Raw genomic sequence first — 13,204 nt, 5'->3', positions numbered from 1 at the left:
TAAGAGTTAAATTTTTGCAGTAGAAGCAGATACTTCCGTAACTTCTACCTCGTCTTTAGTGTATTTTGAAGGGCACTTCATTAAAATTTTTGAGGCATGAAATTCATTACCAACCATTTTACCGGTTAAAACTATTTGCTCTGAACGCTCGAAATCCTGCGGTTTGGAACCATTGAACACAACTTTACTTTCCAAACCCTGATTATCTCTCATGTAAAAAGCAAAGTAATTAGCATCTTGCTGAGGATCATAAAAAAGTTCTTTCTCTTTATTTAGCTGACCAACAACATGCAATTCAGATTCAGTTTCTTTGGCATCAGTAAATGAGCCATAAGTACTTGAATCTGCATAAGTACTGATGATTATACCGATCGCTAATGCGATGATTACTATACCGGCGATTGAACTTTTTTTCATGGCTTTGCTTTAAATAATGAAATTAAATGCAATTACAAAAGTACTAAATAGTATACTTACAGTGCAATGATAACAAGATTGTTTCTATATTAGAATCATTCTAAATAAAAAATGGAGCGAAACAATTAAATTCCGCTCCATAATATTAATAAGCCAGCAAAATTAAGGCCAGATACCCATATTCATATAGGAAACTGCCACCTTATCGATAGAGCTGACAAATGCTGCGGTTCTGAGTCCGTCAATTTTAGGATTACTAAGTTGAACTTCTCTGATCTCATGATATGATCTGATCATGGTATCTTCCAATCCTGAATTAACTAATTCAAGCTCTGAAGCACCTTTAATGATCATACTTCTCTGCGCTGCGTCAAGGGAAACACCGGTAGTTTTCTCTACCATGTTTACCAGGTTTAGATTAGCATTTTCTTCGTAGCGCTTATCCATTCTTCCGAAAGCAACGTGAGAAAGATTTTTTAGCCACTCAAAATAAGATACGGTTACTCCGCCTGCATTGCAATACATATCAGGAATAATGATACAACCTCTATTGATAAGTATTTCTGCCGCATCGGGAGTTGTTGGTCCATTCGCTGCTTCAGCTATGATCTTAGCCTTAATATTTGCGACATTAGCAATCGTGATCTGATTTTCAAGGGCTGCAGGGACAAGAATATCACAATCCTGCTCCAATCCTTCGGCAGAATTTTTAAATTCTTGTTGAGAACCGGCAAAGTCAAGAATTGAACCAGTCAATTTACGGTGAGTGAATACTTCATCCAGATTTAAACCTGAAGAATTATAGATCGCACCCTCAAATTCACAGATACCAACTACAGTAGCACCAAATTCAAGAAGATACTTAATTGTATGATATCCTACATTACCAAGACCCTGTACAATAACACGCTTTCCTGAAATACCTGCAGAAAGACCCAGTTTCTTCATATCTTCCGCTACGTCCACACATTCACGAATGGCAATAGCTACACCACGTCCGGTTGCTTCTTTCCTTCCTGCAATGCCGTGCAATGCCAGAGGCTTTCCTGTAACACATCCAAGTGCATCAAGCTGTCCGGGATTCATAGTTTGATACGTATCGGCTATCCAGCTCATTTCACGCTCACCTGATCCATAATCTGGGGCAGGAACATCAATTCCGGGGCCTATAAAATTCTTCTTTATCAATTCAACAGTATACCTGCGGGTGATTGTTTCAAGCTCAGCTGTTGTGTATTCTTTAGGATTGATCTTTATACCACCCTTAGCTCCACCAAAAGGAACATTTACAATTGCGCATTTATAGGTCATGAGTGCCGCAAGTGCCATTACCTCATCTTCATTAACCATTTCGCTGTAGCGGATACCACCTTTTGTAGGAGATTTGTGATGTGAATGCTCTACTCTCCAGGCATCAATAACTTCGAAACCATTTCCACGGCGAATTGGGAAACGAAAACGATAAACACTATTACATGATCTGATCTGGTCAAGTAATCCTTCCGGATGGGAAGTAAATTGTGCTGCATGATCAAAAAACTGGCAAACGTCACCAAAAAATGAAGTTTCTGAGTGCGCTGCGTCTATAGACTTAGCCATAAAATAAATTTATTAATTTGAATAATTGGTTTTCAACTGCAAAGTTGACAGAAAAAAACTGATACTGAAAATCAAAATCACTTAGTGTATATTGTACATATTAACCAAGTACAAGAAAAAGCTTACTAAAAGAATTTAAACCTTGATTTCAGGCTATTTTTGCTTTTCGATTTTTTTTAATCGATTATCTATTGAGAACAGATAAATTGCCAGTCCGATGAAAATTACAGCAATAACCATCACAACTACATAGATCTTTCCTGATTCTCTAAGTTCGCTGGCCATATCAACACCATTTGAATTCTGTGCTAAACTGACCAAAGAAAATGATACCATTAAACAGATCGTTAGAATAAAATTTTTCATCATGTTCGAATTTATATTTTACTGGTATTGGTTATTAAAATAAATTTTTATTACAGTTTGGGGCTGTCAATTATTATCATACTGCTTATTTTCAATTTTTCGGATACGGTACCTTATCGTAGCGATCCAGGTACTGATCAATATCCATCCAAGAACTGCAGGGTAAAATACAGGGCGTAATTCAGGAGCCATATCCTTGGTATTAAAGCCAGGGTTACCTCCGTTTCCGGGATGAAGTGAATCCGTCATCCGGGGCAATATGAATAATAACACCACCATGATCGGGAAAGCGAAAATATTATAAACAGCTGAGATTCTTCCTCTTTTTTGTTCTTCTTCGAGTGAATTTCTAAGAACCAGGTAAGCCAGATAAACCAGCAATGCAATTGCAGCACTATTTTGTTTCGGGTCATTGCTCCAGGCCTCTCCCCAGGTAAATTTAGCCCAAACTGCACCAGTTACCAGTCCGAGAACTCCAAAAACAATACCTACGTTAGCACTTTCCACTGCCATCAGATCATCATTCTCATTGGAGGAGTTCAGGAAGCGGATACTATAAATAAAAGAAACGGTCAGCATCACGATCATAGAGAACCACATGGGAACATGAAAATGAATATTTCGGATAGTTTCGTTCAGAATTGGCTTAGCTGGAACATGAAATAAAAAACCCGCAATAATGGAGAACAGTACAAGAACTGTAGCCAGAATTTTCCACCAGCTTTTATTCATAATCATGTATTTTAATCGCGCCAAAGGTAAGGAAATAACAATAAAGAAGTAGTAATTACGATAACATTTATAGCCAGAAGCACACCGATCTCATCATAAGAAACCGACCTGTCTAATCCATCCATTGCGTTTTTAGACAATTTGATCAGAACGACCAGCAGAGGTATGATTACGGGGAAACTTAAAATGGCCATTAACCCTCCTCCATTACTTGCTTTGGATGCAATACCGGATATCATTGTAAAAACAGAAGCAAAACTTATACTTCCCAATAGTACAGAAAGCATGTAGAACAATGGGTCACCCAATGGGTTTTTAAAAACAAGAGTATAAAATCCCAAAGCAATTACTGAAAGCATAAGCATCAGCAGGATGTTATATATTATCTTGGAGATGATGATCGCCTGCGGACCAGTAATTGTGTAATAATATAGCTGCCTTCCTCTGCTTTCCTGAATAAAACTTTTTGTAATTGCATTTACAGAAGCAAATAGCATAATGATCCAGAATAAAGCATTCCACGTTGGCGGACTGCTGATCTCACGAAAAGCCAGATAGCATACAAAAACAGTAGAAACAACATACAGGAGTATTCCATTCAAAGCATATTTTGAACGCCACTCAAGCATGATCTCTTTACGGATCAGAAACTTCACCTGGTTGAATAAATCCATCGGAGCAAATATATACTTTGAATTTCAGTTTCAGGTATTCAATAGCGGATTCGGATATTTCTATGTAATTTGTGAAGATGTTTTTTTCAATACTTGAAAGCCCGATCGGGCACATGATCATAAAAGCAACTGAACAGGAAGTATATTCAATAAATTTCCCGGAACATTTTTCTGACGAGAGCCCTAATGAGATCAGTGAGCTGGCTAAAAAACAGTTCATTGAATATTTTGAAGGCAAGAGGAATGATTTTGATTTTCCGATGCTTCAAACAGGAACTGATTTTCAGAAAAAGGTTTGGCTTGAACTACGTAAAATTGATGCAGGGAAACCGATCACGTATGCTGCCTTAGCTAAAAGAATGAAAAATCCGCTGGCCATTCGGGCAATTGCTTCTGCTAACGGTAAAAACAATCTGATGATCGCAGTACCCTGTCACCGTGTAATAGGCAGCAATGGAGAACTTGTTGGGTTCTCAGCCGGATTATGGCGTAAAAAATGGCTGCTTGAACACGAAGCAAGAATAACTTCAATCGGACAATCTACTTTAATATTATAAAATGGAGATTAACCCCTATCTGGATATTATTTTAAGAAGTGTTGCTGTCTATGTTTTTATGGTCTTCGCTATCAGGATTTTCGGCAAAAAGGAATTGTCACAGCTTTCTACAACTGATCTGGTTTTCCTTGTACTGATCAGTAATTCCGTACAGAATGCAATGGTTGGACCCAATACAAGCTTATTGGGAGGAATTATTGCCGCTACTGTATTGTTTATTTTAAATTATCTATTAAAAATCATAATGTTTCGGTCTAAAGGCATAAAAAACATGATCGAAGGTAAACCGGTGATTCTGATATATAATGGAAAAGTAGATGTAAGTAATATGCATGAAGAAAGCATCAACATGGACGAACTGGAAGAAGCTATACGGCAACATGGAATTGAATCTTATAAAAATGTGAAGCTGGCTATTTTGGAAGTAGACGGAAATATCAGTGTTATTGCGGATCAGGTCCGCAATGACAACGCGGATCAGGTCCGCAATGACAACGCGGATCAGGTCCGCAATGACAATAAGGATCAGGTCCGCAATGACAATAAGGATCAGGTCCGCAATGACAGCCCGGATTAAGTTCGCCATGTTGCGGATCAACTCAGCAATGACAATGCCGGTCTAAATCTAACTTAAGTCAAAGCGGGCTTGACCCACCTGTCAATGCGGGCTTGACCCGCATTACCTTGGCGCTAATTCAACGTGATATCTTACAAGGTCATCTATAGGGGATCGAATGATCTTCCCTACTTTCATACCATATTCAACAGCAGTTTCTTCGAGTACATTTCTGAAATTATACCCAACAGACCCGATGCAATTAAATGTGTAATCTTTATAGTTGGGATAATGGCTGACCAGATTTTCAAAAAAATCAACAAAAGATGTTTTTACAATTTTTCTTGAATACTCTGCATGAACATTATTATCATACACGAACTTACTGAAACTGGCACAAAAACGATTCGCTAATGGCTTGGTATAAACCTGATCAGTAACTTCATCAGGAGTCAATTTATATGTTTCCCAGAAACGCTCTCTGACAACTTCAGGCATATATCCACGCAAGTAATCAGTCAATAATTTTTTTCCTATATAACAGCCACTACCCTCATCTCCTAAAATATAGGCAGCTGAGTCGATATTGAGTGAAATATCCTTACCATTATATATTCCAGTATTGGTTCCTGTTCCTAAAATAGCTGCGAAGCCGGTGCCTAATCCTAATAGAGCACGGGCTGCTGCAAGCAGATCGTGTCCGATATAAATGCTTGCATTGGTAAATACCGTTGCCATTGCATCCGAAACGATCTTTACTTTATCCTCAGTGGAGCAACCTGCTCCGTAATAGTTGACCTCGGTCACCTTATCCAGATCAAGATCAGATGGAAGATCCTTAAAAAGGGATTCAACAATATAGTCTGAACTTACAAAGTATGGGTTATAACCTTCTGTATTAAAATAGATTTTTTGACCAGATTCATTCAATAAACACCAATTGGTTTTGGTAGACCCGCCGTCAGCAATAATGATCATAAATATTTTATAATAAAAAGTTAAATGTATGAATTAATACTTATTGTCAATAAAACACTTTGCAATATTAATAAAATGAAATTCTCTTAAATGTATAAATAAACTAAGCAGCCACACCTGAAAATCATTATTTCTGCATATAACTTCAAAAAACAGATTTAAATTTAAACCCTTCATACATATTACAACAAAAAAATTCCGGATAACAAGGATAAAATCTAATTTTAGGCATGAATGAGAATAAAATGATCGTAGACCTGCGCAGTGATACGGTTACCCGGCCAACTGCCGGAATGCTGGAAGCTATGTACAGCGCAAAAGTTGGTGATGATGTATTTGGAGAAGATGAGACTGTAAATGCACTCCAGGACAAGCTCTCAGACCTTTTTGGTATGGAAGACGCTTTGTTTTGTCCCTCGGGCACCATGACCAACCAAATAGGGATTAAATGCTTTACCAATCCGATGGATGAGGTAATTTGTGATGAAACTGCCCATGTGTACCGTTATGAAGGTGGAGGCATTGCCTTCAATTCTTCCGCATCTGTCCGTTTATTGTATGGCGACCGTGGCCGTTTGAATGCTGACCTGATAGAACCGCATGTCAATCCTGATAATGTGCATTACCCTAAAAGCACCCTTGTAGTACTTGAAAACACTGTAAATCGTGGAGGAGGAAGCTTTTACACGCTGGATCAAATTGAGCCGATCTATCATTTATGCCGCCTGAAAAACATGAGCCTTCATCTTGATGGGGCAAGAATTTTTAATGCACTGGCAGAAACAGGCGATGATCCTAAAGAATATGGAAGGATGTTCGATGGTATTTCTGTTTGTCTTTCAAAAGGCCTTGGAGCACCGGTAGGTTCAGTTCTTTTGGGAAGTAAAGAAACTATCTATAAAGCCAAACGCATCCGTAAAGTATTTGGTGGAGGCTGGCGTCAGGCAGGATTTCTTGCTGCTGCAGGAATATATGCCCTGGATCACCATATTAACAGGTTGAAAGACGATCATAAAAATGCTAAGATCCTTGCTGACACTTTACAGAGTTTACCTTATGTTAAAAGCTGCATGCCGGCTGATACCAATATTGTGATCTTTGAGCTTGATGAAAAGCACGATCCGGAAGAATTCGTTGAGAAATTAAGTCATTATGGTATCAAGTGTAACACCTTCGGTAAGCAGATGATCCGTTTTGTTACCCACCTGGATATCAACGATGCGATGATCGATTATACCGTACAAACCTTAAAGAAAATTCACTAAGGATTGGGTTTACAATACTTAAAATGACATTGTCAGCATAATAATAATGCAGAATTTGCCTTTCTTGCAGGCGATCTAAAATTACAAGCATAAATGGAAAAAATTCTGATAGCCAACAGGGGAGAAATAGCCCTTCGTGTAATGCGTTCTGCGCGTGAAATGGGCATCAAAACTGTTGCAGTATTCTCGGAAGCTGATCGCAATGCACTGCATGTCAGATATGCTGATGAAGCAATCTGCATTGGTCCTGCACCTTCTGCCCAGTCCTATTTGTCAGGAGAAAAGATCATTGAGGCCTGCCTGAAAACAGGTGCAGAGGGAATCCATCCCGGTTATGGATTTTTATCAGAAAATGCTGCATTTGCCAGACAGGTTAAAGCAGCAGGACTAATCCTTATCGGGCCATCGCCTGAAGCAATGGAGATCATGGGTAATAAGTTATCTGCGAAAGCTGCGGCTCTGACCTATAATATACCGATGGTTCCCGGCACAGAGGAAGCAGTTACAGACATTGATGTGGCACAGAACAGAGCCATTGAAATTGGCTTTCCCATTCTTATCAAAGCTGCGGCAGGCGGTGGCGGCAAAGGAATGAGGATCGTAGAAAAGGCATCTGATTTTATCGAGCAAATGGATCTTGCTGTATCTGAAGCAACATCAGCCTTTGGTGACGGTTCTGTTTTCATAGAACGCTATGTTTCTTCGCCAAGACATATCGAAATTCAGATTCTGGGAGACAACTATGGCAATATTGTCCATCTTTTTGAGCGTGATTGCTCAGTACAAAGAAGGCATCAAAAGGTGATAGAAGAAGCACCATCTTCGATTCTTACTGAGGAATTAAGACAGAAAATGGGTGAAAGTGCGGTAAACGCCGCGCGTGCATGTAACTACACTGGTGCAGGAACTGTTGAGTTCATCCTGGATGAAAATCTCGATTTTTTCTTTCTTGAGATGAACACACGCCTGCAGGTGGAACATCCCGTAACGGAAATGATCACTGGCATTGACCTGGTGAAAGAGCAAATTCGAATTGCGTGCGGAGAGCCTTTAAGTTTTACACAGGATGATCTGAAGATAAAAGGCCATGCCATTGAAGTAAGAGTATATGCTGAAGATCCCGCAAACAACTTCCTTCCTGATATTGGTAATTTACAAACCTATATTACCCCAAAAGGGCCTGGAATTCGTGTGGATGATGGTTTTGAGCAGGGCATGGATATTCCGATCTATTATGATCCCATGATTGCCAAACTGGTAAGTTATGGGAAAGATCGGACAGAGGCCATTGAACGAATGATCCGGGCAATTGATGAATACCAGATCACCGGAATTCAAACTACATTGGCATTCGGGAAATTTGTAATGCAGCATGAGGCTTTTGTATCAGGAAATTTTGACACTCATTTTGTCGGCAAGTATTTTCTTCCCGAACACTTGACAAAGGATGATGAAGAAGAAGCGATGATAGCGGCTTTGATCGGTTCCTCCTTCATGGAATCAAAAAACAATGTCGCAAAGGGCAATGAAGTTAATCAGGTGCATTCTCAATGGAAGAAAAACAGGAAAGAATATTAAATACAATTTCAGACTCAAGAATGTTTACAGGCATAATAGAAACAATAGGTAAAGTTGTTGATCTCCAAAAAGATCAGGATAACCTGCATCTGGTTATTGAATCAGATATTTCAAATGAATTAAAAATTGATCAGTCAGTTGCACATAATGGTGTCTGTTTAACTGTTGTAGCTTTGGCTGATGGAACACATACTGTTACAGCTGTATCAGAAACCCTGAACAAATCCAATCTTGGTAAACTTAAAGTAGGTGATCTGATCAATATGGAACGCTGCATGCAAATGAATGGGCGTCTTGACGGGCATATTGTACAGGGACATGTAGATCAAACCGGAAGCTGTACCGGAGCAAATGAGATGGCAGGAAGCTGGGAATACACATTCAGCTATGACTCGTCAACCGGCAATGTTACTGTTGAAAAAGGATCAATTTGCGTCAATGGTATTAGTTTGACAGTAGTAAACTCCAAAGAAAATTCCTTTTCTGTATCCATTATACCCTATACCTACGAGCATACCAATATGCAACAGATAAAAACAGGCGATACGGTAAATCTTGAATTTGATATTATTGGAAAGTACGTTGCGCGTTTAATGAAACAGTAAAAATTACCCTTAAGCAATATTAACAAGCATTAGCCCTCTTTTTCACACCCGGAATTCTTGCTGAGAATTTAAATTCTAATGCCTTAATTTTCTATAAAGCTTCTTTTTTATTCTTAAAAAAACTTCGTGGCAGCATAATTGTAAATGATAGTTGTAATTAACAATTAAAAAATATTATGGATAAGTTGAAAAAATTTGAGTTGATGGAGAAGATCACGAACGAACTGGAAGATCTGAAAAACAGTCAGACTGCTATCGTACAAAAGATCGGAAAAATAGAGATCGACAATTTCGACCTTGGAAATAAGACTCTTGAGCGCATTCTTCCTGCAATGCATCAAAATGTTGCAGATAACCTCGATAAAATCGCTGAGATCTTAAGCAGTTTTGAAGAAGCTAAAGATACATACGGCAAGAAAAACAACATTGAAGCTTTAAAAGAGCAGGAAACGATAAGGGAAGCTATGGAAGGCGGTTCGAAGAACTAGTTTTGAGCTTGCAATGATGATTGATAGGTAACAACGATACTCTAGCGATAACAATCAGGTGAAATCGCCGGAAAATATATCTAATGAGAAAAACAAAATATATCCGATGGCTATGAGTCGTCGGATATATTTATTTACTCAGTTCGGTGATCCTGTATTCACTATACTCAATATACGACTTCTGAGATGATGGAGGTTTTGAATTGATATACCTCTTATAATAGGTCAGTGCAGATTTACTTTGCTTCAATTTTTGATCATAGATCAATGCCATTGAATAAAGTGTTAATGGTTTATTTTCAAAAAATAAACTTTTCTGATATGCTTCCAATGCCTGCCTGATCTGTTTATTTGTCTCCTGAACTAGACCCATCTGGGCATAATAACCTGAGGTATTTGGTGAAACAGATTCACTTATTGTTTTATTGAGGTATTCTACAGCCTTATTAAAGTTTTTGAGATTCTTATAGCTCATAGCAATGAAATACAAGGTAGACTCTGTCTTCATATCATTTGCTTCCAAACCCTGAAGTATGTCTATTGCCTGCTGATATTTACCAATGGAATAATATGCTTCACCCAGCATCTTAAGAATATTGGCACTTCGGTCACCATCCTTAATAATTAAACCAGACATGTCAATCACCACATTCCAGTCTTTTATGGCATAAGCCAGCTCTGTCTTTCCTCTCAGCAGGATCAGATTTGTGGAATCAGAGCGAATAGCCTCATCCAATACTTTGGCTGCTGAATCATATTGTTTAAGATCTTTCAGGACCTTTGAATAGCTGTACGCAATATCTCCATCAGCCGGGTTAAGGCTGTTTGCTTTCTGAAGGTAGGCAGTTGCAAAAAGCAAGCCTTCCGACGACTCGATCATGTCGCTTAACTGTTTATAAACAGAAAAATTGGTGCTGTCGACCGCCAATATTTGCTTGTAATATTCCTTTGCTTTCAAAAAATTACCTTTCCGCTGACTGATCCCGGCCATACTGAAAAGAGATGAAATTTCTGCCGGATCCTGTTCCAGGATACGCTCATAATAAGTTTCAGCTTCAGACAATTTACCAGCCATTCGAAGGCTATAGCCGATACGGGATAATATTTTTATGTCTTTTAGAGGTTCAGGATATACCTTTTTGAGATAATCGGAAGCTTCATCATATCGCTGATTCTGCAAAAGCTCGAGTATCAGCAAATTATCCGAAGCTGTATTCTGGGCAGAACCCTTCAGTGAAAGAAGTAAAATGGCTATCAATAAGATGATTCTCATAGAAAAACCTCCGAAATGGTTTAATTATTCAACATTAATAATGGAACTAAGAGCCAAGAGTCAGAATTCAAGACAATGATTATTGATTCCCAAATTAGCACTATCTCATCAGACAACTGACAACAGACTACCTGCATTTACTCAATTGCCTTCCCCTTCATCGCAGATGATATTGCCGTATTCATCAGTCGTTCTGCAAAAGGACGGGTAAATTCATTCAACTCGTCAATGCTTTTCAATATGAGATCCTTTTCACCGGAACCAAGAGCAGTTTTCAGGTTTACTATTAAATTCTGAGTATCAATAATTTCCTGATCTGACACCTGTTCCTGATTTTTGGAAAGGAAACGCTCAACAGTATAAACCATTTGCTCACCCTCTGTCCGGGCTTCAATCAGCATTCGTTTGCTGACATCCTCTCTGGCATTTTCAACACTATCGATCAGCATTTTCTCTACTTCCGCGTCGGTTAAGCCATAAGTTGGTTTTACTTCAACTTCCTGCTTGACACCTGAACGTAATTCAACCGCTTCAACCGTGAGTATCCCATCTGCATTCAGTTTGAAATTAATATCCACTTTCGGAAAACCTGCAGGCATTGCCGGGATCCCTTTCAGGTCAAATTCAGCCAGTTTCCTGTTCTCGCTCACCAGATCTCGTTCTCCCTGATAAACAGAAATTTTCATATTGACCTGCCCATCGATGGAGGTGGTATATTGCCTGCCGGCTTTAGTAGGAACCTTTGCATTTCTGGGGATGATCACATCCATGAGCCCTCCCATTGTTTCTATCCCTAAGGAGAGAGGAGTAACATCAAGTAATAAAATATCCTTCCGGTTACCGGCTAAAATATCCGATTGAATTGCAGCACCCAAAGCCACAACCTCATCCGGATTGATCTGGTCATGAACTTCCTTTTGAAAAAATTCTGCTACCCGCAGTTTTACCAGAGGAGTGCGTGTTGAGCCACCAACCATTACCACTTCATGAATATCCGCAATGCCCAATCCTGCATCCTTCAATGCATTATTACAACATTTTATGGTCTGATCAACTTTAGAAGAGATGAGTTCTTCAAATTTTATTTTAGTTATTGCACATGAAATACCTCCAACAAGACCATTGAAAAGATTTTGTGTGGTCAGTGCTTTTTTTGCTTCCTCTGCCTTTAGACGCAAAGCCTGATTCAAAGAAGAATCATTTATAGTATCCTGGAGCAGATTTTGTTCTACCCAATAATTAACTATTAACTGATCAAAATCATCGCCACCTAAAAATGTATCTCCATTGGTCGAGAGAACTTCAAAAATTCCGTTTTGGATCTTTAAGATTGAAACATCAAACGTACCACCACCCAGGTCATAAACAGCAATGATCTTTTCCTCTTCAGGATCAAGGCCGATACCATAAGCTAAACTAGCAGCTGTTGGTTCATTAACGATTCTAAGAACATCCAATCCTGCAAGTTTACCTGCATCGCGGGTAGCCTGACGCTGACTATCATTGAAATAGGCCGGAACAGTGATAACTGCCCTGTTAACTGCAGTTTTAAGTGCATGCTCAGCCCTTTCTTTCAGCTCTTTCAGGATCATTCCAGAAAGTTCAATGGGTGAATAATATTTATCGCCAACATTGATCTTTACCAGGCTTTCGCTATCATCATCAATGATTTTGTATGAAAACAAGCCGCTGTGGGCTTCAATATCCTGGTAAGAACGGCCTAATAAGCGCTTGACAGAGAAGATGGTATTTTGTGGATCTGAGATTAGAAATTCTTTGGCTTCATTTCCAACGATCACACTACCATCTGGCTGGAAATGTATTACAGAAGGCACCAGCAGCCCTTTTCCTGTATCATTAATAACCTGCGGATTACCATCGGGGTTAATAAATGCTACCAAACTATTGGTTGTACCAAGATCTATCCCAACGATTAATTCCTCTTTCTGTACAGATCCGGTTGCAATATTAATAGATACTTTAGCCATAAACGCTTTTCAACAAGCCGCAAAGGTAGGGAGTTTAGTCTCAATACAGAACTATTCCAGTCTATTTGATATTTTATTACAATCCGATTAGTTTTTGATAAGGCAATAAGCAGAAAATAGTGTAAATT

General features: G+C 38.9%; 14 protein-coding genes. 6 read left to right on the top strand and 8 right to left on the bottom strand.

Features of this window, described 5'->3' with window-relative positions; translation table 11 throughout:
* Positions 1-6: 6 nt before the first annotated feature.
* The 5 genes from BLR27_RS02160 to BLR27_RS02140 all read right to left on the bottom strand — a co-directional run bounded on the left by BLR27_RS02160 (position 7) and on the right by BLR27_RS02140 (position 3,788).
* Positions 7-417, bottom strand: a complete 411-nt coding sequence (locus BLR27_RS02160) for a cytochrome c maturation protein CcmE domain-containing protein (protein ID WP_090698883.1) — start codon at positions 415-417, stop codon at positions 7-9.
* A 162-nt stretch (positions 418-579) separates the two neighbouring features.
* On the bottom strand, positions 580-2,016 hold the full coding sequence (locus BLR27_RS02155; protein WP_090698879.1) for a Glu/Leu/Phe/Val family dehydrogenase: 1,437 nt from the start codon (positions 2,014-2,016) through the stop codon (positions 580-582).
* A gap of 153 nt (positions 2,017-2,169) precedes the next feature.
* Positions 2,170-2,385 (bottom strand): CcmD family protein, encoded by a 216-nt coding sequence (locus tag BLR27_RS02150; RefSeq protein ID WP_317040413.1) that lies wholly within the window; start codon positions 2,383-2,385, stop codon positions 2,170-2,172.
* A gap of 63 nt (positions 2,386-2,448) precedes the next feature.
* Positions 2,449-3,114, bottom strand: a complete 666-nt coding sequence (ccsA, locus tag BLR27_RS02145; RefSeq protein ID WP_090699357.1) for a cytochrome c biogenesis protein — start codon at positions 3,112-3,114, stop codon at positions 2,449-2,451.
* Between the two features lie 11 nt (positions 3,115-3,125).
* The gene (locus BLR27_RS02140; protein WP_090698876.1) at positions 3,126-3,788 is read right to left on the bottom strand and encodes a heme exporter protein CcmB; all 663 of its coding nucleotides are present in this window, start codon (positions 3,786-3,788) and stop codon (positions 3,126-3,128) included.
* 77 nt (positions 3,789-3,865) lie between these two features.
* Between BLR27_RS02140 and BLR27_RS02135 the strand changes: the two genes are divergently transcribed.
* Entirely contained in the window at positions 3,866-4,345 is a 480-nt protein-coding gene (locus tag BLR27_RS02135; RefSeq protein WP_090698872.1) for a methylated-DNA--[protein]-cysteine S-methyltransferase, read from the top strand.
* A gap of 1 nt (position 4,346) precedes the next feature.
* Positions 4,347-4,922 carry a DUF421 domain-containing protein gene (locus BLR27_RS02130; RefSeq protein ID WP_176767582.1) on the top strand — a complete coding sequence of 192 codons (576 nt, stop codon included), beginning with the start codon at positions 4,347-4,349 and terminating at the stop codon, positions 4,920-4,922.
* A gap of 102 nt (positions 4,923-5,024) precedes the next feature.
* On the opposite strand, the gene BLR27_RS02125 is transcribed toward BLR27_RS02130, so the two are convergent.
* Positions 5,025-5,879, bottom strand: coding sequence for an N-acetylglucosamine kinase (locus BLR27_RS02125; RefSeq protein WP_090698870.1), 855 nt, complete (start codon positions 5,877-5,879; stop codon positions 5,025-5,027).
* Between the two features lie 230 nt (positions 5,880-6,109).
* On the opposite strand from BLR27_RS02125, the gene BLR27_RS02120 reads away from it, so the two are divergent.
* The 4 genes from BLR27_RS02120 to BLR27_RS02105 all read left to right on the top strand — a co-directional run bounded on the left by BLR27_RS02120 (position 6,110) and on the right by BLR27_RS02105 (position 9,815).
* Positions 6,110-7,144, top strand: coding sequence for a threonine aldolase family protein (locus BLR27_RS02120; protein ID WP_245704398.1), 1,035 nt, complete (start codon positions 6,110-6,112; stop codon positions 7,142-7,144).
* A gap of 93 nt (positions 7,145-7,237) precedes the next feature.
* Positions 7,238-8,722: an acetyl-CoA carboxylase biotin carboxylase subunit gene (accC, locus tag BLR27_RS02115; protein ID WP_090698866.1), complete on the top strand. Its 1,485-nt coding sequence runs from the start codon at positions 7,238-7,240 to the stop codon at positions 8,720-8,722.
* 20 nt (positions 8,723-8,742) lie between these two features.
* Entirely contained in the window at positions 8,743-9,327 is a 585-nt protein-coding gene (locus BLR27_RS02110; protein ID WP_090699341.1) for a riboflavin synthase, read from the top strand.
* 176 nt (positions 9,328-9,503) lie between these two features.
* Positions 9,504-9,815 carry a hypothetical protein gene (locus BLR27_RS02105; RefSeq protein ID WP_090698862.1) on the top strand — a complete coding sequence of 104 codons (312 nt, stop codon included), beginning with the start codon at positions 9,504-9,506 and terminating at the stop codon, positions 9,813-9,815.
* Between the two features lie 130 nt (positions 9,816-9,945).
* Here the strand turns inward: BLR27_RS02105 and BLR27_RS02100 are convergent, their stop codons facing one another.
* Positions 9,946-11,088, bottom strand: coding sequence for a tetratricopeptide repeat protein (locus BLR27_RS02100; RefSeq protein ID WP_090698858.1), 1,143 nt, complete (start codon positions 11,086-11,088; stop codon positions 9,946-9,948).
* Positions 11,089-11,225: 137 nt separating this feature from the next.
* Positions 11,226-13,076, bottom strand: a complete 1,851-nt coding sequence (hscA, locus tag BLR27_RS02095; RefSeq protein WP_090698854.1) for a Fe-S protein assembly chaperone HscA — start codon at positions 13,074-13,076, stop codon at positions 11,226-11,228.
* Between the last annotated feature and the right edge of the window lie 128 nt (positions 13,077-13,204).

Origin of the sequence: Daejeonella rubra (genome assembly GCF_900103545.1) — a bacterium.
Taxonomy (GTDB): Bacteria; Bacteroidota; Bacteroidia; order Sphingobacteriales; family Sphingobacteriaceae; genus Daejeonella; species Daejeonella rubra.
This window is presented reverse-complemented; position numbering and strand designations above follow the sequence as displayed.